The sequence below is a fragment of the Aquifex pyrophilus genome, from assembly GCF_054656935.1.
In genome coordinates, this window is record NZ_BAAHXJ010000005.1 from 452,398 (window position 1) to 472,432 (window position 20,035).

A 20,035-nucleotide genomic window follows, 5' to 3' on the forward strand; every position below is an offset into this window, starting at 1 on the left:
TTTAAAATATAAGGATAAAATAAATTCTATAATGCTCCGCAAATACTTACTCCTTCCCGTTCTCATAGGTCTTTTTGTAGGAGTAGCCGCGATAATCTTTGTTGAAGCCCTTGAGTTAATAACAAAGATTTTCCTTGAGGGAGTAGTGGGCTACTACCAGCCACTCCCTGCGGGAGAGGGACACAGGGAGAACTTCACACCTCAGCCCCTTCACCCTTACCTTCTTCCCTTTACCGTTGCCTTAGGGGGACTTATTTCGGGACTGCTTGCCTACTTCCTTGCCCCAGAGTCCGCAGGTGTTGGAACGGACGCGGCGATAAGGGCTTACCATTACGGGGAGAAGTTATCCCTAAAATCCTCAATAGTTAAGCTCATCACCTCGGCTATAACCATAGGAACGGGAGGAACTTCGGGAAGGGAAGGTCCCATAGCCCTCATAGGTGCGGGAATAGGCTCATCAATAGCGGACTGGTTTAAGCTGAGGGAGTCGGAAAGGAGGAAGGCACTTGCCATAGGTCTTGGAGCTGGTGTCGCTGCAATTTTTAAAGCCCCTCTCGCCGGCGCGATAATAAGTGCGGAGGTCTTCTTCAAGAGGGATTTTTACATTGAGACTATGATACCGAGCTTTATCGCATCCGTAGTCTCTTACAGCGTTTTCGGAAGCGTTTACGGATTTCAGCCCATCTTTTCAGCGGACATTCCCCCCTTCAGGGAAGTTGGATTTACGGGTCTTCTCGCTTACGGGGTTCTCGGGCTTATTTGTGCCCTTTTTGCGAGGTTTTATGTAAACACCTTTTTCCTAATAAGCGATACATTTAAGAAACTGCCCCTCCCCGAGTATATCAAGCCCGCCATAGGGGGGTTCATAGCGGGAGTTATCGGAATGCTCATTCCCGTAGCGATAGGAAACGGATACGGCTGGCTTCAGCTCATACTTGACGGGAAGGTAAACGACTACCTCTTTACTTTAGTAGGAGCCTTCGGCGTTATGCTGGGCGTTTCCTTCACTATAGGTTCGGGCGGTTCGGGAGGTGTTTTCGGTCCCTCGGTTATGATTGGTGGGCTTCTGGGAGCATCATACAGCCTTTTTGTGAAGAAGGAGCTCGGTATATCCCTTCACGTTCCATCCTTTACGATAGTGGGAATGGTAGCCCTCTTTGCTGCTGCGGCAAAGGCTCCCCTTTCTACATTAATACTCATAGCGGAGATGACGGGAGGGTATGACCTCCTTGTTCCCGCTATGATTGCAGTATTCATAGCCTACTTCCTGAGCGGGGAAAGGAGCATATTCCCGAGCCAAGTAAACACGAGGCTTGACTCTCCCGCACACCAGGAGGAGTTCGGTTTATACATTCTTGAGAGGTTATGCGTGAGGGATTACATGATCCCTAACCCCATAACCATACATCCGGGTGCAACCCTCCAGGAAGCCCAGAACCTGCTTTCCGAGAAGCTCATAGGAGGGCTTCCCGTTGTAAACGGAAAGAAGCTCGTAGGAATAATTACGAAGAGCGATATAGCGAAAGTTCCACCCGAAAAGAGGAGTATGGTAAGGGTTTACGAGGTGATGAACAGGAACGTTATAACCGTAAGGGAAGAGGATAGTCTCTCTGACGTCCTCAGGATTATGTCAACAAAGGGTATAGGCAGGCTTCCCGTTGTTAAGGATTTGGCAAGCAGGGAGGTTGTAGGCATAATAACGAGAGCGGATATAGGAAGGGCTATAAGGGAGTGGAAGAAATGAGCCTCGGTGAAATTCTGAGTCTTCTTTTTATACTCCTGTTTCCCTGGGTTGTTCTCCTTCTTTACTGGAAGATTCAGTTTAAAGCGATAAAAAAGAAGTATAAGAAGGATTAAAGGGCACGCTCGTAGTAAACCTCTATATCCTTGTTCTTCTCGTAAAGCCTTGATAGGTTTGCGCTCCTCTGGGTTATCCAGTTGTTCCTGTAAAGGTGAGGTTTAAACTTCCTTTCGGGTGTATTTTCGCTCCTTGCGGCCTTCAGTTCTCCCTCGTCTTTGAAGTTCTCCCCGAGGTATCTCCAGAAGGCTATATCGTCAAAAGCCCATGGGAGGAACTTCCTTCCCCTAACTTCTCCGAAGAAGGTTTTATAGGTTCCCTCGTTCTCTCCCATGAGGGACATGGGAATTCTTATGTGGGCATACTGGGAAAGCCCGTCCCTGAAGGGGCTTGCTACAACGAGGTGTTCAAGCTTTTCGGAAAGCTCCACAAAGGTGTTTACGTCGTAAAACTCAAGAACCTCTTCACCGAAAATTATGAGGTTCTCAATCTCTCCCCTTTGGGCTTTCTCAATTACCGCGGAGAGGTCCGAGTAATCCTTCTTTAATACCTCGTAGAGGTAGAAGGTGTTTCCGTCCTTCGGAACGGGAATTACCTTAGCTCCCTTATTCCTTAATTCCTTTAAAACCTGTGCGGTCTCTTTAAGGTTTCCGTTTAGTGCGTGGGGTGTAACGAGGACGTAAAGGTTCCCCTCAAGGTTTTTCAGTTCTTCAAGGGTTATCTCCTCGGGATTAAACTTCCCGTCCCTAACGGTTTTTCCTATCTTGTAAACCTTCTTTCCGTTTATGGGATAGGAGAGAACCGTTGCAACGGAGGTGAGGTCGTCTCCTATAAGGACGAAGGTATCTCCCTTCTTCAGTTCTTCGGGGCTCACTGTATCAAACTCTCCGAGTTCTTCCGCAAACTTGAAGAAGTCAGCGGTCTGGACACACGTAACGTAAGCCCCCGCGGATTTTGATATTCTTATGACCTCGTCTATTATCTCCTTCGGGAGGTAGGCGGAGAGTATTACGCCCGTTCTTCCTCCGTGCTCCGTGAGAATGGTCGTGAGGAGGTTAACGACGTTTCCCGGCGTTTCCTCCCTTCCCTTTACCTCGGTCTTGAGAAGCCTCTCGTGATTTATCGCATCGTATCCGAAGAAGGCTTTTGCACATATATTTAGCTCATCGGTGGGTTTTGTCCTGTAAACTTTTCTCTTTGAACGCCAGTCTCCCATTCCGTACTCAAGCTGTATCTCACAACCTACGGGACAGAGGTTGCATACGGTTCTTCCCTTCTCAACGAGCCAGCTTCTGGTCCAGTATTTGAAGGGCTTTGATATTATGGCCCCTACGGGACAGACGTGGACGCATATACCGCACATCTCGCAGGTTGATGTGTCCATCGGTCTTACCGCGGGAACGATGTTTGAGTGGAAACCTCTGTCTTCAACGTATAGGGCGTGTGCTCCCACTATCTCGTCGCAGGCCCTCGTGCAACGATAACAGACGACACACCTGTTTGAGTAATACTCAAGGAAATCGCTCTCCCAGTTGTGTTCCTCCCTTTCCTTCTCAAGGGCGGAGATGGGAACTATCTGCTTCTGGGGTCCGTATATGGCTCCGAGGTTTTGAAGGTCGCACTCCCCCGCCTTGTCGCAAATGGGACAGTCCAAGGGGTGTCTCGTCATGAGTGCCTGGAGGAGGTATTTCTGCTGGGTTCTTACCTGTTCGCTCGTTCTGTGGGTTCTTATCCTCATTCCTTCCTGAACTGGGAGATTACAGGATATGACGAGTCTATTTATATCCTCCCAGTAAACGACACACATCCTGCAGGCGCCCGCTATGGAGAGCTTCGGGTGATAACAGAAATAGGGGATATCTATGCCGTTTTCGAGGGCTACCTGGAGAACCGTTTTGCCCTTTTCCGCCTCTATTTCCATATCGTCTATGTATATCTTCACCTTCTCAGCCATAAGAAACCTCCTCTATAAATTATATGTATTAAGAAACTAATATAATATTGGTGATGGCAAGGAAGAAAAGGACACTTAAATCTGAAGAGTATACCGCGGAAGCCATAAAAGCGGTATCGGGTCTGGAGCACGTAAGGCTCCGCCCCGCCATGTATATCGGAGACGTAGGGGAAAGGGGACTTCACCACCTTCTCTGGGAGATACTTGATAACGCGGTTGACGAAGCGGTAGCGGGATACGCGAGAAACATATCCGTAACCATACATATGGATAACTCCTTAACCGTTGAGGACGACGGAAGAGGAATACCCGTTGACATACATCCCGAAACGGGCAAACCCGCTGTTGAGATGGTCTTCACGATGCTCGGAGCGGGCGGAAAGTTTGAGAAGAAGGTTTACACATACTCGGGCGGTCTTCACGGGGTTGGAGCGTCAGTCGTTAACGCCCTCAGCGAGTGGCTCGTTGTTGAGGTTTACAGAGACGGAAAGATATACCGAATGGCTTTCAAAAGGGGGGAAGTGGTAGAACCCCTCCACGTTGTAGGGGAGACAAAGAAGAGGGGAACGAAGGTAAGCTTCAAGCCCGACCCCCAGATATTTGAGACGACGGAGATAAAGTTTGACGTAGTTGAGAAAAGGATTAGGGAGCTTGCCTATCTTAACCCCGAGGTTAAGTTTGAGCTGACCGACGAAAGACTCGGGAAACACCTCGTTTATAAATTTGAGAAGGGAATTGAGGAGCTTGTAAAGTATTTAAATCAGGGAAAAGAGCCTCTTTTTAAGGACATAATAAGGATTCAGGGGGAAAAGGACGGCGTTATAGTTGATATAGCCTTTCAATACGTGAGGGACTACAAGGAGAGGATTGAGAGCTTCGTTAACAACATAAAGACCGTTGAGGGGGGAACCCACGTAACGGGATTCAGGGCAGGTCTGAGTAAAGCGGTTATCCGAATGGCACAGGGCCTAAAACTATCAAAGGATTTGAAGAAAACGTTTACGGGAGAAGATGTGAGGGAAGGGCTTACCGCGGTAGTCGCCTGTAAGGTTCCAAATCCCCAGTTTGAGGGACAGACTAAAACGAAGCTCGGAAACCAGAACGTAAAGAATATTGTTGAGAGCATCACGTATGACTTCCTTACCGCTTACTTTGAGAAAAAGAGGGATGTCCTTAAGGCAATCGTTGAAAAGGCGATAGAGGCGGCACTCGCAAGGGAAGCCGCAAGGAAGGCAAAGGAGCTCGTGAGGAGAAAGTCCCCCCTTGAGGAAGGGGTTCTTCCCGGAAAGCTCGCGGACTGCTCCGAAAGGGACCCCTCAAAGTGTGAGATATTCCTCGTTGAGGGGGATTCCGCGGGAGGTTCCGCAAAGCAAGCGAGGGACAGAAGGTATCAGGCTATTCTCCCCTTAAGGGGAAAGATAATAAACGTTGAGAAGGCAAGGGTTGATAAGGTTCTCTCAAACGACGAGATTAAGGCAATAGTGAGCGCCCTTGGTTGCGGTATAGGGGACGATATAGACCTCAAAAAGCTCCGCTATCACAAGATAATACTCATGACGGACGCGGACGTTGACGGCTCCCACATAAGAACACTTCTCCTTACCTTCTTCTACAGGTTCATGCCCAAGCTCATAGAGGAGGGATACGTTTACATAGCGGAACCTCCTCTATACAGGATTAAGAAGGGGAAGAAGGAGATTTACATAAAGGACGACAGGGAGTTTGAAAGCTTCCTAATGAACGAGATAAGGGAAAAGGGAGTCCTGAAGGATGCCCTCGGAAACGAATACAGGGGAGAGGAGCTTATAAACCTTCTGATAACCATAAAGGATTACGAGGACTCTTACAGGGCACTCGTTAGGAAGAAGGGAGAGGACGTGATAAACTTCTTGCTAAACCACAGGGTAAGGGAAGAGGATTTGAGAAACGCTGTAAGGGTCAAGGAGCTCGTTAAACTCCTATCTGAGGAGCTACCCGATTACAGGATTGATACGAGGTTCAACGAGTTTGAAGGGGCTTACGACATAATACTTTACGACGACAAGCTCGGAACGGAGACGGTTATAGACACGAACTTCCTCTCCTCACTCTCCTACAGGGAGGTTCTTGAGGGCGTTCACCTCCACCTTCCCGCGGAGATAAGGTATGAGAACAGAAAGGCAACAATTAATAACCTATACGAGGTTTACGATAGGTTTATGGATTTTGCACGCTCGGGAATGGAGGTTCAAAGGTATAAGGGACTCGGAGAGATGAACCCTGAACAGCTCTGGGAAACCACGATGAACCCGAAGACGAGAAGGCTGAAGAAGGTTAAGATAGAGGACGCAGCGGAAGCGGACCACATATTCACCATACTTATGGGAGAACAGGTAGAACCCAGAAGGGAGTTTATAGAGGAATACGCGAAGGAGGTAAAGCACTTAGATGTTTAAGAGGATAATCGTAGGACTTGACGGCTCTCCCGCTTCCCTCGTTGCAACGAAGCACGCCTTTAAGATAGGCAAACATTTTGATATACCCGTTGTTGGAATTTACGTAATTGACGAGAGATTAATGGACGAGAGCTTTCTGCTTGACCTTTCCTCAATACTCGGTTTCACCTTTTACCCCGGGATATCCGCAAGAGTCAAGGAGTTCCTTGAGGAACAGGGGGACCTGCTCCTTAAAACCTTTGCGGAAGAGGGAAGAAAGGAAGGGATAAAGGTATCAATAGTTCAGGTTCAGGGAATCCCGTGGGAGGAGATAGTGAAGGAGGCGGACAGGGAAGACCTCATAATGATAGGGAAGAAGGGGAAAAAGCTTATAAAGGGAGTTCTCGTGAGCGGTAATGCGGAAAACGTAGCGAGAAACGCACCCTGTCCCGTCTTCATGTTTCCCGCAAGGGAGAGCGAGCTAAAAAAGATTTGCGTGGCATACGACGGAAAGGAGAACTCAAGGAAGGCAATGGAAATAGCGAAGGAGTTGAGGGAGGTTTACAAATACGAGATAAACGTCGTTTCCGCTGTTGAGAATCTTGAGGAGGCAAAGGAGAGGGAGAGGGAAGCGGAAGAAGTCCTCGGGAAGAATATGAGGTTTTACGGAATTAAGGGAATACCCGAAGAGGTAATAGTGGGCTTTTGCAAGGAAAAGGGAATGGATGCCCTCTTTATGGGGGCTTACGGAAAGGGACCCGTGAGGGAGTTCTTCCTCGGGAGCGTAACCACTTACGTGATTCACAACCTTGACCTTCCCCTTCTGCTCGTAAGGTATCCCAATGAGTAAGGCAAAACTCATAGGAAGTTTAAGATACGCGAGGTATAAATACCCGAAGAACCACCCCTTAAAAATACCCCGCGTTTCTCTCCTCCTAATGTTCCTAAACGCGATGAATCTCTTGGATGATGAAGAGCTCATAGAGAGCAGACCCGCAACGATGGAAGAGCTCCTGCTTTTCCACGAAAGGGATTACATAGAGACCCTCATGGAAGCTGAAAGGTGTCAATGCGTTCCCAACGGGGCAAGGGAAAGGTATAACATAGGGAGCTACGAGAACCCCGTATCCTATGCGATGTTTTCGGGCTCTTGCCTCGCCACGGGCTCAACCATACAGGCAATAGAGGAGTTTTTAAAGGGAAACAGAGTTTTTAACCCTGCGGGCGGAATGCACCACGCTTTTAAGAATAAGGCTAACGGATTTTGTTATATAAACGACCCCGCGGTGGGGATTGAGTATCTCAGGAAGAAGAAAGGCTTTAAAAGAATCCTTTACATAGACCTTGATGCCCACCACTGCGACGGCGTTCAGGAAGCCTTTTATGACACCGATGAGGTGTTCGTTCTCTCCCTTCACCAGTCCCCCGAGTATGCCTTTCCCTTTGAGAGGGGATACCTTGAGGAGACGGGAGATGGAAAGGGAAGGGGCTACAACCTGAACATTCCCCTCCCGAAAGGACTGAACGACGACGAGTTTCTCTATGCCCTTGAGAAATCCCTTGAGATAGTAAAGGAGGTTTACGAACCCGAGATTTACATACTCCAGCTCGGAACGGACCCCCTTCTTGAGGATTATCTATCAAAGTTCAATTTATCAAACATAGCTTTCTTAAGGGCTTTTAATCTCGTGAGAGAGTCCTTCGGCGAGGGGATATACATAGGCGGAGGGGGATACCACCCTTATGCTCTCGCAAGGGCATGGACCCTTCTGTGGTGCGAGCTCTCCGAAAGGGAAGTGCCCGAAAGACTTACCCCCGAAGCGTTTGAACTCCTAAAGAGTATAGAGTTTGAGGAGTTTGACGATGAGGTTGACAGGAGCTATATGTTTGAAAGTCTGAGGGACCCATACAGGGGAGGTAAGATAAGGAAGGAGGTAAAGGAAATTATTGAGAGGGCAAGAAGTTTAATCCTGTGTTAAAATATCTCTGAAAAATGGATAACCTGCTCCTGGAAATAGGAACGGAAGAACTGCCCGCATCCGTCATAAATCCCGCCCTTGATTACCTGAAAAGAAGCATAAACGAGATTCTGAAGGCGGAAAAGGTAATCACTTACGGAACGCCGAGGAGATTAGCCCTAATCTTTGAAGGCTTTGTAAATGAAGGGGAAGAAAGGGAAGAGGTGATATGGGGACCTCCAAAAAGCGTTGCCTACGACGAGGAGGGAAAACCCACAAAAGCCCTTGAGGGATTTTTAAGAAAAAACAACGGAAAGCCCGAAGAGGTGAAAATCCTAAAAAAAAACAAGGGGGAGTATGTAGCCCTCGTAAGAAAGGTAAAAGAAAAAGCCCCCGTTGATAAACTCAGGGAGGAGTTTGAGAACATACTCCTCTCAATTCCCTTTCCGAAGCGTATGAGGTGGACCTCCTCAAAGAGGATAACCTTCTCAAGACCCGTCAGGTGGATACTTGCACTCCATAACGATAAGGTTCTTGAGCTATCCTTCGGAAATCTTATCTCCTCAAACAGAACGAGGGGGCACAGATTTTTATCTTCTGGAGAGATAGAGATAAAAAGCCACAGGGATTACGAAAGAATCCTGAAGGAGAACTACGTAATCCCTTCCTTTGAGGAGAGAAAAAGGATAATAGAAGAGGAGGTTAAAAGGCTTTCCCAGGAGGTAAATGGAAAGCCTTCTTATCCCGAGGGGCTTGTTGAGGAAGTGACTAACCTCGTTGAGTATCCCTTTGCGGTTCTCGGAAGGTTTGACGAGAAATACCTCGAACTTCCGCCCCTCGTTGTTATAACCGTTTCCGCTCACCACCAGAGATTTTTCTGTATAGAGAGGGAAGGAAAGCTCCTCAACTACTTCATAGGTATAAGCAACAACAGACCAAACGAAAAGATTAGGGAGGGATACGAGAAAGTTCTGAGGGCAAGGCTTGAAGATGCCCTCTTTTTCTACAGGGAGGACCTGAAGAAGGACCTAAAAGAGCTCGTTCCAAAGCTCAAAAACGTCGTGTTCCACCCCAAGATAGGCTCCCTCTACGAGAAGGAAGAAAGGATGGAGGAGATAGCTAAAAGGCTCTGCCCCCTCCTTGAGTGCGACTGGGAGAAGGTAAGAACCGCGGTTTACCTCTCAAAGGCTGACCTCCTTACGGAAATGGTGAAAGAGCTTGACGAGCTTCAGGGATACATGGGATACATTTACGCCCTGAAGCAGGGATATGACGAGGAGGTCGCGATAGCCCTGTGGGAGCAGTATAAACCCAAAAGCCTTGAGGACGAAGTTCCGAAAACGAAAACGGGAACTATACTCTCCCTAAGCGATAAGATAGATAACCTTTATTCATTCTTTAAAGCGGGAGAGATACCGAAAGGAAGCTCAGACCCCTACGGTCTCAGGAGAAGCGCCTTCGGTATCATTAAGATACTCCACGAAAAGGGGCTTGATGTCAACCTCCTCCAGTTCAGGGATATATACGAGTTAGAGAACCTAAGGGAGCTTGAGGAGTTTTTAAGACAGCGGTTAATCTCCTACCTCGGGAATTATCCCGTTGATATAGTGAGGGCGGTTCTCAACGTTTACTCCCCCTTTGAGCCTTACAAGGTCATAAAGAACGTTGAGCTTCTTTACGAAGCGAGCAAATCGGAAAACTTTAACAAACTCGTTGAGGTTGCGAAAAGAGTTTCAAGGATTATCCCAAAGGGCTGGGAAGACACAGAGGTAAAAGAGGAGCTATTTGAAAAGGAAGAGGAAAGGGAGCTTTATAAAGCCCTTAGGGAGCTTGAATCAAGGAAAGTAAAGACTCCCTTGGAGCTTCTCAAGCTGAAGGAAGTAATAGACAGCTTCTTTGACAATGTGAGGGTTATGGCGGAAAGGGAGGAGGTGAGGAGAAACAGGCTGGCCTTGCTGAAAAGAGTTGAGAATTTATTTAGAAAATTCGGAGATTTTAACGAAATTGTTATAAAGGAGGGTCAGGATGTCTCAGGATAAAAGTAAGGCTTTAGTTCTCTGGCTTGATGAGGTAACGATTGAGGACATTCCCATAGCGGGAGGGAAGAACGCATCACTCGGAGAAATGATAAGAAATTTATCGCCCCTCGGAGTTAAGATTCCCTACGGATACGTCGTAACAGCAAACGCATATTACTACTTCATAGAGTACAACAACCTGAGGGACAAGATAAAGAAGATACTTGAAGGGCTAAACACCGATGACATCAAGGACCTTCAAAGAAGAGGACACGATGTAAGGGAGCTGATAAGAGGCGGTGAGTTTCCCCCTGACTTAGAAGAATTAATAAAGAAATACTATAACGAGCTTTCCCAAAAATACAACACCCACGCGGTTGACGTTGCGGTTCGCTCCTCAGCTACTGCGGAAGACCTTCCCGACGCTTCCTTTGCGGGACAGCAGGAAACATACCTGAACGTTGTGGGAGCGGAAAACGTCCTCGTGGCGATAAAGAACTGCTTTGCGTCCCTATTCACCGACAGGGCTATCGTTTACAGGGAGAGGTTCGGGTTTGACCACTTTAAGGTGGGAATAGCGGTTGGCGTTCAGAAGATGGTCCGCTCCGACCTCGGGGCTTCGGGAGTTATGTTCACCCTTGATACCGAAACGGGATTCAAGGACGTGGTAATAATAAACGCAACCTACGGACTCGGAGAACTCCTCGTGAGGGGAGAGGTTACGCCCGACGAGTATATAGTTTTCAAACCGACGCTCCTTAAGGGATACTCCGCAATAATTGAGAAAAAACTCGGAAAGAAGGACAGGAAGATGATATACGGAACGGGAGAGGAGAGGGTAAAGATAGTAAACGTTCCGAAAGAGGAGCAAAAGAAGTTTGCCCTTAATGATGAAGAGATACTTCAGCTCGCGAAGTGGGGCGTTCTTATAGAGGAACACTACTCAAAAAAGAACGGAAGATGGACTCCCATGGACATTGAGTGGGCAAAAGACGGAATACTTAACGAGCTTTTCGTCGTTCAGGCAAGACCGGAAACCGTTCACTCAAGGAAGAGGGATACGGTAATAAAGATTTACAGGATAAAGACGCCCGAAGAAGAAAGAAGGAAAAGAGTTATAGTAAAGGGCATAGCGGTAGGGGATAAGATAGCGACGGGGAAGGCAAGGGTTCTCTTTGACCTGAAAGAAGCGGACCAGTTTCAGGAAGGAGAGATACTCGTAACGGACATAACGGACCCCGACTGGGAACCCATAATGAAGAAAGCATCGGCAATAGTGACTAACAGGGGAGGTAGAACATCCCACGCAGCGATAGTTGCAAGGGAACTCGGAATTCCCGCGGTTGTAGGAACGGGGAACGCAACAGAGAAGATAAAGACGGGAGAGGAGATAACCGTTTCCTGTGCGGAAGGGGAAACGGGATACGTTTACGAGGGCAGGATAGACTACGAGGTTGAGGAGATTGACCTCAAAGAGATTCCCAAGCCCAAGACGAAGATAATGATGAACATAGGAAACCCCGAGTCCGCATTCAGGTATGCATCTATTCCCAACGACGGCGTTGGTCTTGCAAGGGAGGAGTTCATAATAGCGAACTACATAAAGATTCACCCCCTCGCACTCCTTCACTACGATGACCTCGTTGAGCTTTACGAGAAGCTTGAGAGGGAGAATCTTATAGACGATAAGGGATTCGTAAACTTCAGGATAATTTATAACTACGCTAACGAGAGACTCCTAAAGAAGCTCGCAAAGGGTAAGGACAAATACAGGGTAAACCTGAAGAGAATACTTGAGGATATAGATAAACTCACCTTCGGTTATGAGGATAAAGCCACCTACTACATAAAGAAGCTCTCCTACGGAATAGCTAAGATTGCCGCAGCCTTTTACCCCAACCCCGTTATAGTGAGGTTCTCGGACTTCAAGTCAAACGAATACGCAAACCTAATAGGGGGAATACTCTTTGAGCCCGAAGAGGAAAACCCTATGCTCGGATGGAGAGGTGCGTCAAGGTATTACTCGGAAGTATTCAAGGAAGCCTTCGGAATGGAGTGCAAGGCGATACTGAGAGTAAGGAACAAGATGGGGCTCACGAACACGAAGGTTATGATACCCTTCTGCAGAACACCCGAAGAAGGCGAAAAGGTTCTAAAAGTTATGGAGGAATACGGACTCAGGAAGGGGGATAACGGACTTGAGGTTTACGTTATGGCGGAGCTCCCGAGCAACGTAATACTCGCGGACAAGTATGCCCAGATATTTGATGGTTTCTCAATAGGTTCTAACGACCTAACCCAGCTCACCCTGGGCCTTGACAGGGATTCGGAGCTCGTCGCCCACTTATACGACGAGAGAAACGAAGCGGTAAAGAGGTTCATAGCCCAGCTCATAAAAACCGCTAAGGAATACGGAAGAAAGGTTGGAATATGCGGGCAGGCTCCCTCCGACTTTCCCGAGTTTGCCCAGTTCCTCGTTGAACAGGGAATAGACAGCATATCCCTTAATCCCGACTCCGTTCTTAAAACAACCCTTGCGGTAATAGAAATGGAGAAAAAGCTCGGAGTTCTTAAATGAAACTCTTTGAAAAGCTAAAGGGGAAGAAGATAAGAATCCCCATTCCCATCTCCTTCACACCCAAGACCTCCCTTTCCCTTTACCTCACCCCTTACTTTGTGAGAATACTTGAGCTTGACAAAGACGGCCATCCCACCTTTGAACCCGTTGAGGTAAACTGGTACGGAAAGAGTGAGGAAGAGAAGATAAATATATTGAAAGAGAAGGTAAAGGAGCTGAATCTTGAAGGTAAGAAAGCCCATACCTGCATAACAGCGAGAAACGGAATACTCAAGCTCAACAAATACCCTACCCTCCTCTCAAAAAAGGACCTGGAGGAAGCCATACAGACCTACGTAAACACGGAAAAGGAGAACCTGAAGGAAGAGAGCGTTTACGACTACTACATATGGGAGACGGAGGACAAAAAGTATAAGGTTCTCGCCCTCGTCATAGTGAGAAAAAGCGTTTACGAGAACCTGAAGAATATGGTTGAGAAGGCAGGGCTTGAGCTCGGCATAGTTGACTACGAAGTGATAACCATAATAAACGGGGGGCTTCTCTTTAACCTAAGAATTCCCTTTGCAATTCTTTACATAGACATACACGAGAGCGTCTTCGTTTACTACACGGGACAATCGGTTACATACACGCTCCTGAACTTTTCCCTGAACGAGTATCTTGAGAGCAAGGACGAAACACTCCTTGAGGATTTATTTGTAGAGGTGAAGAACCAGCTCTTAATGAACGAGGTAAACACTCTTTATCTTGCGGGAAAAGCAATAGAGCATGACGATATCCTTGAGAGAGTCCTCACAAACCTTCCCGTTCTGGGGCCCATAGAACCCGAACACGTTTCCGCTTCCTTTTACATACCCTACGTTCTTTCCATAAGGGGGCTTGAGGGGGCATGAACAGAAAGAACTTAATAAGGATAAACCTGAACAAGGAAGCGGGCCTTCTTGAGAGAATTAAAACGCTGAATTTATCCGAGATAAAGGAATCGGTTGTAGCAAATATCCTGCCCATTCTCTTCCTTTCGGGAGTCGTTTTGCTTCTCCTCACTGCGGGCTATTACTTCATACTTAACAACACCCTGAACAACCTTAAGGCGGAGCTCCAGAGGGAAAAGGCAAAGAGAGAGAGGCTTACACTGCTCGTTAAGAGGCTTGAAGCGGAAAAAAGAAGACTTGAAAGAAAGAAAAAACTATTCACATTCGTGAAAAGGTATAACGAGAGCTTCAAAACAGCCCTTGATAGGAAGAACAGCCTCAGGGAGGGCATACTCCTTCAGAACCTTTCCCTCTGCGCTTTCAGGGAGCAAAACTGCGACGTATCAAAAATGAGGGGATTTACCATAAAGAAACCCATACTCCAGGTTGATTTCATAGCACTCAGGGAGGACGAGAGCATATACGAGCTCGGTCTGGTGAAAAAGCAGGAGCTCATAACCGTTGCGGGATACCCTTACAAGAGATTTTGTATAGAGCTCATAGAAAAGGAGGGAAAAGCTCCCTAAACTTTCCTTATGGATAAAAGAAAACCCAACAGACTTATAAAGGAAAAGAGTCCCTACCTGAGACAGCATGCCTACAACCCCGTTGACTGGTATCCGTGGAGTGAGGAAGCCTTTGAGAAGGCAAAAAGGGAAAACAAGCCCATATTCCTCTCAATAGGATACTCAACCTGCCACTGGTGCCACGTCATGGAGAAGGAAAGCTTTGAAGATGAAGAAATAGCGGAAATTTTGAATAAATACTTCGTTCCCATAAAGGTTGACCGCGAAGAAAGACCAGACATAGACGCCTTTTACATGAGTGTGTGCCAAGCCATGACCGGAAGCGGTGGATGGCCCCTCACAATCATAATGACCCCTGACAAAGAGCCCTTTTTTGCGGGAACTTACTTCCCTAAGGAGAGCTTCTTCGGAAGACCGGGATTGAAAGACATACTCCTCAGGATTAAGGAGCTCTGGGAGAAGGACAGGGAAAAGGTTTTAAACACCGCCAAACACCTTGTAAAAGCCCTTGAAGAGGCATCAAGGGAGAAAGCACAGGCAAAACTGGGAGAAGAAGTTCTCCACAGGGCTTTCTCGGAGCTCTTCTCTTCTTACGACGAGCATTTCGGAGGATTCGGGAACGCACCCAAGTTTCCCATACCCCACAACCTTATGTTCCTCGGAAGGTATTACTACAGGTATAAACGTGAGCAGGCCCTCAAGATGATAGATAAAACACTCACATCCATGAGAATGGGGGGCATATGGGACCACGTAGGCTTCGGATTTCACAGATACTCAACCGATAAGGAGTGGCTCCTTCCCCACTTTGAGAAGATGCTTTACGACCAGGCCCTACTACTTATAGCCTACACGGAGGGCTACCAGCTCCTCGGAAAGGGGCTATTTAAGAGAACCTCGGAGGAGATAGTTGAGTTCTTAAAGAGGGATATGCTCTCCCCGGAGGGAGCTTCTTACTCCGCCTGGGATGCGGACAGCGAAGGGGAAGAGGGCAAATTTTACACCTGGAGTCTTGAGGAACTGAGGGAAGCATTATCTCCCGATGAGCTTGAGTTTACCCTCAAAGTTTTCAACCTTCAGGAGGAGGGCAATTACCTTGAAGAGGCAACGAGGAGAAAAACGGGAAGAAATATCCTTTACGTGGGAAGGGATTACGAGGAGGTAGCTAAAGAGCTCGGAATGGACAGGGAATCCTTTGAGAAAAAGCTTGAAAAGGTAAGGGAAAAGCTCTTCAGGGCAAGGGAGAAGAGAGTTAAACCCCTGAGGGATGAGAAAATTCTTACAGACTGGAACGGGCTCGCCATAGCCGGACTCTCCTACAGCGGAAAGGCCCTCGGAAAGGAGGAGTGGATAAAGCTCGCAAAGAGGTGTGCGGACTTTATACTTGAACGCATGTTAAATGAGGAAGGCCTTCTCCTTCACAGGTATATGGAAGGAGAGGCTAAATATTACGGATTTCTTGAGGATTACGCATACCTCATATGGGGACTCCTTGAGCTTTACGAGGCAACCCTTGAAAGCTCGTATCTTGAGAAAGCCCTACAACTCCAGGAAGTTCAGATAAAACACTTCTGGAACAACGAGAACGGGGGCTTCTTCCAGACCCCCGATTTCTTCACGGACATACCCGTCAGGAAGAAAGAGGTTTACGACGGCGCAACACCTTCGGGGAACTCCGTTTCCGCTTACAACCTCATCCGGCTCGGAAGACTCATAGGAAGGAAGGAACTTGAGGACTACGGCTATAAAACCCTTGAGGCCTTTTCCTGGGAACTCGCTAACTTCCCTTCCGCACACACCTTCTCCCTTATAGCTCTTGACCTTGCGGTAAACGGCTCAAAGGAGCTCGTAATAGTCCCCGAAGACGACACCTGGAAAGAGGTAAAAAGAAGGATAGATTCCAGATACATACCCGACCTTTTAATTCTCCTTAAGGACGAGAAAACGGAAAAACTAAGCAATTTCGTGAAAAGCATGAAACCCCTTGATGGCAGAACAACTTACTACCTGTGTAAGAACTACGCCTGTGAGGAGCCGAGAACGGAGTTTGATGAGTCTATGCTGGAAAGGTAAGTATGGCGGACCCCAAAAGGAAATTGCCCGGGAATGCGGAAGGGGAGTTTTTCGTGGACTCCTCATGTATTGATTGTTCCGTTTGCAGGCAAATAGCGCCTGAGGTTTTCGGAGACGGAAAGGAAACCGCCATCGTAGTGAAACAGCCCGAGGTTAAAGAAGAGTATGAGAAGGCCTTTATGGCCCTCGTTTCCTGCCCCGTTTCCGCCATAGGAACGGTTTCCCTTAAAGTTCCGAGGCATATATACAGTTATTTTCCCATTAAAATCGCGGAAAACGTTTATCTCCTTGGTTTTTCCTCAAAAAATTCCTACGGAGCTCTAAGTTATCTGATAGTAAGGGAAGAAGGAAACCTAATGGTTGATTCCCCGAGGTATGTTAAACATCTCGTTGAGGAAATAGAAAGACTCGGAGGCCTGAAGTATATATTCCTCACCCACGAGGACGACGTTGCAGATGCGGATAAATACGCCAAAAGATTCGGTGCGAAGAGGATTATCCACCTTGAGGACAGCCACGTTATGCCTGATGCGGAAATAAAAGTTGAGGGCTACGAGCCTCAAAAGCTTGAGGATTTCACGATTATACCCACCCCCGGACACACGAAAGGCCATATGGTCTTACTTTACGAGGAAAAGTATCTCTTTACGGGGGACCACGTCGCCTACAGCAGAAGAAGGAAGAAGCTCGTCGCTTTCAAAGAATACTGCTGGTATTCCTGGGAAAAACAAAAGGAATCCATTAAAAAACTCCTTAACTTCAGATTTAGCTGGATTTTACCCGGACACGGCTATATAAAGAGGATAACGAGAAAAGAGTTTGAGAGATTCGTTGAGGAAATTCTGAGTCTCTGATTTATATTATTCCTATGGAGTTTCTTCCGATAAATACGATATTCATAGCCATACTCATTCTCATATTCCTCGCATCAGCCATCAAGGTTATTCCCGAATACGAGAGGGCGGTTGTCTTTCGTTTGGGAAGGGTAATAGGTGCAAAGGGGCCCGGATTAATTATCGTAATCCCCATAATAGACCGTATAGTCAGGGTTTCCTTGAGAACCGTAACCCTTGACGTCCCCACGCAGGATGTAATAACGAAGGATAACGTATCGGTTCAGGTTGACGCGGTCGTTTACTTCAGGGTTGTTGACCCGGTTAAGGCGATAGTTGAGGTTGAGGACTATCTTTATGCAACCTCCCAGATAGCTCAGACGACCTTAAGAAGCGTTTGCGGTGAGGCGGAGCTTGACGAGCTTTTATCCCAGAGGGAGAAGATAAACATGAAGCTCCAGGAGATAATAGACAGGCAGACGGACCCCTGGGGTGTTAAGGTGATAGCTGTTGAGCTCAAGAAGATAGACCTCCCCGAGGAGCTCAGAAAAGCCATCGCGAGACAGGCGGAAGCGGAGAGGGAAAGGAGAGCTAAGATTATAAGTGCGGAAGCGGAATACCAGGCTGCCCAGAAGCTCCTTGAAGCTGCAAGGATACTTGCACAGGAACCCATAGCTATACAGCTGAGATACCTTGAAACGTTGCACACGATAGGGCTTCACAACGCAAAGACCGTTATATTCCCGTTCCCCCTTGAGCTCGTTGAGTTTATGAAGAGAAAAGGGGAGACTGGATAAAGCCTTTAAAACAATTATTTTAAAACCTATGGAAAAGGTTGATACTTGCGAGCTTTGCAACGGAACGGGCTTTGTAAAGACACGGCACGGAGCCCTTAAACCTTGTATATGCAGGTATAAAAACAGGGATATAAACAGGGAGTTAAACATTCCAAAGAGGTACTGGAACGTTTCCCTTGATAACTACAAGCCAATGAATCCCTCACAGGACGGGGCTCTCCTCGTTGCGAAGAAGTTCGTTCTAGCCTTTAACGAGGAAGAGGGCAGGGGTATAACCTTCGTGGGTTCTCCCGGAATAGGGAAAACCCATATAGCGGTTGCGGTCCTGAAAGCCCTTTACGAGAAGAAAAGGGTGAGGGGTGTTTTCTTTGATACAAAGGACTTAATATACAGGCTGAAGATGGCCATAGATGAGGGGAAGGACCTCAAGTTCATAAAAGCGGTTCTCAACGTTCCCGTTCTCGTTCTTGACGACCTCGGTTCCGAGAGGCTGAGCGAGTGGCAGAGAGAGCTCATATCCTACATAATCACCTACAGGTATAACAACCTCAAGAGCACAATCGTTACGACGAACTTCAACCTTGAAAGCGAGGAGAGCAACGTGAAGATAAGTCAGGACCTCGGGGCAAGGCTCGGGGAAAACGTCGTTTCAAAGCTTTACGAGATGAACGACCTCGTAATAATGAAGGGAGAGGACCTGAGAAAGGTTAAAAAGGTGAGACCGAAACTACCCCCACCTTAACTTCTCCCTAAGAATTCCGAAAAAGGTCTTATACGGATGAGCGAATGTTTTACAAACGTATCTGGAAGCCTTTATAACAACCTCGTCATCCCTTTTCAGGTAAGTCCCCTCCTGACCGTCAAGGGTAAGATAACCTTCCGTATTTCCGGAAGCCATCTTAAAGGTAATCGTGAACTCCGAAGGGAGAACGAGGGGCCTGTTGCTAAGGGTGTGGGGACAGATGGGAACGAACAGGAGATTCCTTGACTCGGGATAAAGTATTGGCCCCCCTGCGGAAAGGGCGTATGCGGTTGAACCCGTAGGCGTTGAGAGTATTACCCCATCCCCGAAGACCTCAACTATCTTTTCATTATTTACGAAAACCTCGGTCCTTATAACCCTCGCTATACTGCTTTTTGATACAACCGCATCGTTAAGGTAGTTTCCCAGATACTTTAACTTATTCCTCCTTTTTAGGAAAACGTCTATCATTAACCTCTCCTGAATACTAACCTTCCCCTCAAGAACCAAGGGGAGAACCTCACGGGCCTCCTCCTTCTTAACTTCGGTGAGAAAACCGAACCTCCCCTCGTTTATCCCTATAAGGGGTATGCCGTATCTTGAAGCTATGCGTGCACCGCTCAGGAACGTTCCGTCCCCTCCTATAACGAGAAAGAGTTCGTAATTTACGGGCCTCAGTTTCTTAACGAAGTTCCTCCTGTTTATAAACTTTTTGTAATAAACCCCGTAATCCTTAAGTATAGGCTCAATTAACTTGAAGGTCTCAAGGGCCTTCTTTGAATCCTTCAGGAAGACGAGGACTCTTCGCATAGCATCCTGTCAACGAGCTCGCATATTGTGTGGCCGAGCGTTATATGGCACTCTTGAATTCTCGGCGTCTCGTAAGAGGGAACGATAAAGGTGTAATGGGCTATTTCAGCAACCTTACCTCCGTTTCTTCCCGTGAAGGCCACCGTTGTAGCCCCGAGGTCGTGGGCTTTCCTTAGACCCCTTATAACGTTCTCAGAGTTCCCCGAGGTTGTTATTCCTATCGCAACGTCCCCCGGTGTGCATAGGGCCTCAACCTGCCTCTCAAATATAGTCTCAAAGCCGTAGTCGTTCCCGAGAGCGGTAAGTATTGAGGTGTCCGTGGTGAGGGCTATGGCTGGAAGAGGTCTCCTTTCTCTCTTGAACCTGCCCACGAGCTCCGCGGCTATGTGCTGAGCGTCCGCGGCACTCCCCCCGTTTCCGAAGAGGATAACTTTATTTCCGTCCCTCAGGGCGGTCGCTATTATCCCCGCAACCTCCACTATTCTTTCTTCATACAGCTCAAGGAATGCGAGTTTTACCTCCGCACTCTCCTTAAAGATTTTCCTGACGAGCTCTATCATAT

15 protein-coding genes are annotated in these 20,035 nt (G+C 47.5%); 12 read left to right on the top strand and 3 right to left on the bottom strand.

From position 1 onward, the window contains the following. Window positions 1–31: 31 nt before the first annotated feature. Window positions 32–1,744, top strand: a complete 1,713-nt coding sequence (locus tag ACYQZ0_RS06115) for a chloride channel protein (protein ID WP_459775719.1) — start codon at window positions 32–34, stop codon at window positions 1,742–1,744. Window positions 1,745–1,853: 109 nt separating this feature from the next. On the opposite strand, the gene ACYQZ0_RS06120 is transcribed toward ACYQZ0_RS06115, so the two are convergent. Next, window positions 1,854–3,752 carry an NADH-quinone oxidoreductase subunit G gene (locus ACYQZ0_RS06120; RefSeq protein WP_459775720.1) on the bottom strand — a complete coding sequence of 633 codons (1,899 nt, stop codon included), beginning with the start codon at window positions 3,750–3,752 and terminating at the stop codon, window positions 1,854–1,856. 53 nt (window positions 3,753–3,805) lie between these two features. Between ACYQZ0_RS06120 and gyrB the strand changes: the two genes are divergently transcribed. From gyrB to ACYQZ0_RS06175, 11 genes are read left to right on the top strand one after another with little or no spacing between them, the layout of a single operon-like run. Further along, window positions 3,806–6,187, top strand: a complete 2,382-nt coding sequence (gene gyrB / locus ACYQZ0_RS06125; protein ID WP_459775721.1) for a DNA topoisomerase (ATP-hydrolyzing) subunit B — start codon at window positions 3,806–3,808, stop codon at window positions 6,185–6,187. Beyond that, the gene (locus tag ACYQZ0_RS06130; RefSeq protein ID WP_459775722.1) at window positions 6,180–7,016 is read left to right on the top strand and encodes a universal stress protein; all 837 of its coding nucleotides are present in this window, start codon (window positions 6,180–6,182) and stop codon (window positions 7,014–7,016) included. The genes gyrB and ACYQZ0_RS06130 overlap by 8 nt, the downstream gene beginning before the upstream one ends. Next, the gene (locus ACYQZ0_RS06135) at window positions 7,009–8,145 is read left to right on the top strand and encodes an acetoin utilization protein AcuC (RefSeq protein WP_459775723.1); all 1,137 of its coding nucleotides are present in this window, start codon (window positions 7,009–7,011) and stop codon (window positions 8,143–8,145) included. The genes ACYQZ0_RS06130 and ACYQZ0_RS06135 overlap by 8 nt, the downstream gene beginning before the upstream one ends. 14 nt (window positions 8,146–8,159) lie before the next feature. Then, a complete protein-coding gene (gene glyS / locus ACYQZ0_RS06140; RefSeq protein WP_459775724.1) occupies window positions 8,160–10,163 on the top strand; it encodes a glycine--tRNA ligase subunit beta in 2,004 nt (667 codons plus the stop codon). After that, complete coding sequence (ppsA, locus tag ACYQZ0_RS06145) at window positions 10,150–12,720, top strand: pyruvate, water dikinase (RefSeq protein WP_459775725.1); 2,571 nt, start codon at window positions 10,150–10,152, stop codon at window positions 12,718–12,720. The genes glyS and ppsA overlap by 14 nt, the downstream gene beginning before the upstream one ends. After that, window positions 12,717–13,613 carry a type IV pilus biogenesis protein PilM gene (locus ACYQZ0_RS06150; RefSeq protein WP_459775726.1) on the top strand — a complete coding sequence of 299 codons (897 nt, stop codon included), beginning with the start codon at window positions 12,717–12,719 and terminating at the stop codon, window positions 13,611–13,613. The genes ppsA and ACYQZ0_RS06150 overlap by 4 nt, the downstream gene beginning before the upstream one ends. Further along, a complete protein-coding gene (locus ACYQZ0_RS06155; protein WP_459775727.1) occupies window positions 13,610–14,218 on the top strand; it encodes a hypothetical protein in 609 nt (202 codons plus the stop codon). The genes ACYQZ0_RS06150 and ACYQZ0_RS06155 overlap by 4 nt, the downstream gene beginning before the upstream one ends. 9 nt (window positions 14,219–14,227) lie before the next feature. Further along, the gene (locus ACYQZ0_RS06160; protein WP_459775728.1) at window positions 14,228–16,291 is read left to right on the top strand and encodes a thioredoxin domain-containing protein; all 2,064 of its coding nucleotides are present in this window, start codon (window positions 14,228–14,230) and stop codon (window positions 16,289–16,291) included. A 2-nt stretch (window positions 16,292–16,293) separates the two neighbouring features. Continuing rightward, the gene (locus ACYQZ0_RS06165; protein ID WP_459775729.1) at window positions 16,294–17,145 is read left to right on the top strand and encodes an MBL fold metallo-hydrolase; all 852 of its coding nucleotides are present in this window, start codon (window positions 16,294–16,296) and stop codon (window positions 17,143–17,145) included. A 14-nt stretch (window positions 17,146–17,159) separates the two neighbouring features. Continuing rightward, a complete protein-coding gene (locus ACYQZ0_RS06170) occupies window positions 17,160–17,921 on the top strand; it encodes a slipin family protein (protein ID WP_459775730.1) in 762 nt (253 codons plus the stop codon). Between the two features lie 28 nt (window positions 17,922–17,949). Beyond that, entirely contained in the window at window positions 17,950–18,663 is a 714-nt protein-coding gene (locus ACYQZ0_RS06175) for an ATP-binding protein (RefSeq protein ID WP_459775731.1), read from the top strand. Here ACYQZ0_RS06175 and ACYQZ0_RS06180 read toward each other — a convergent pair. Beyond that, on the bottom strand, window positions 18,649–19,473 hold the full coding sequence (locus tag ACYQZ0_RS06180; protein WP_459775732.1) for an NAD(+)/NADH kinase: 825 nt from the start codon (window positions 19,471–19,473) through the stop codon (window positions 18,649–18,651). The two genes, ACYQZ0_RS06175 and ACYQZ0_RS06180, sit on opposite strands and share 15 nt — an antisense overlap. Next, window positions 19,449–20,033, bottom strand: a complete 585-nt coding sequence (locus tag ACYQZ0_RS06185) for a D-sedoheptulose 7-phosphate isomerase (protein WP_459775733.1) — start codon at window positions 20,031–20,033, stop codon at window positions 19,449–19,451. The genes ACYQZ0_RS06180 and ACYQZ0_RS06185 overlap by 25 nt, the downstream gene beginning before the upstream one ends. Between the last annotated feature and the right edge of the window lie 2 nt (window positions 20,034–20,035).

What these genes read in the sequence shown, in the direction of transcription:
- ACYQZ0_RS06175 (WP_459775731.1), top strand. Translation starts at nt 17,950, where the DNA reads ATGGAAAAGGTTGATACTTGCGAGCTTTGCAACGGAACGGGCTTTGTA.
- ACYQZ0_RS06115 (WP_459775719.1), top strand. Translation starts at nt 32, where the DNA reads ATGCTCCGCAAATACTTACTCCTTCCCGTTCTCATAGGTCTTTTTGTA.
- ACYQZ0_RS06185 (WP_459775733.1), bottom strand. Translation starts at nt 20,033, where the DNA reads ATGATAGAGCTCGTCAGGAAAATCTTTAAGGAGAGTGCGGAGGTAAAA.
- ACYQZ0_RS06180 (WP_459775732.1), bottom strand. Translation starts at nt 19,473, where the DNA reads ATGCGAAGAGTCCTCGTCTTCCTGAAGGATTCAAAGAAGGCCCTTGAG.
- ACYQZ0_RS06165 (WP_459775729.1), top strand. Translation starts at nt 16,294, where the DNA reads ATGGCGGACCCCAAAAGGAAATTGCCCGGGAATGCGGAAGGGGAGTTT.
- ppsA (WP_459775725.1), top strand. Translation starts at nt 10,150, where the DNA reads ATGTCTCAGGATAAAAGTAAGGCTTTAGTTCTCTGGCTTGATGAGGTA.
- glyS (WP_459775724.1), top strand. Translation starts at nt 8,160, where the DNA reads ATGGATAACCTGCTCCTGGAAATAGGAACGGAAGAACTGCCCGCATCC.
- ACYQZ0_RS06130 (WP_459775722.1), top strand. Translation starts at nt 6,180, where the DNA reads ATGTTTAAGAGGATAATCGTAGGACTTGACGGCTCTCCCGCTTCCCTC.
- ACYQZ0_RS06155 (WP_459775727.1), top strand. Translation starts at nt 13,610, where the DNA reads ATGAACAGAAAGAACTTAATAAGGATAAACCTGAACAAGGAAGCGGGC.
- ACYQZ0_RS06170 (WP_459775730.1), top strand. Translation starts at nt 17,160, where the DNA reads ATGGAGTTTCTTCCGATAAATACGATATTCATAGCCATACTCATTCTC.
- gyrB (WP_459775721.1), top strand. Translation starts at nt 3,806, where the DNA reads ATGGCAAGGAAGAAAAGGACACTTAAATCTGAAGAGTATACCGCGGAA.
- ACYQZ0_RS06120 (WP_459775720.1), bottom strand. Translation starts at nt 3,752, where the DNA reads ATGGCTGAGAAGGTGAAGATATACATAGACGATATGGAAATAGAGGCG.
- ACYQZ0_RS06150 (WP_459775726.1), top strand. Translation starts at nt 12,717, where the DNA reads ATGAAACTCTTTGAAAAGCTAAAGGGGAAGAAGATAAGAATCCCCATT.
- ACYQZ0_RS06135 (WP_459775723.1), top strand. Translation starts at nt 7,009, where the DNA reads ATGAGTAAGGCAAAACTCATAGGAAGTTTAAGATACGCGAGGTATAAA.
- ACYQZ0_RS06160 (WP_459775728.1), top strand. Translation starts at nt 14,228, where the DNA reads ATGGATAAAAGAAAACCCAACAGACTTATAAAGGAAAAGAGTCCCTAC.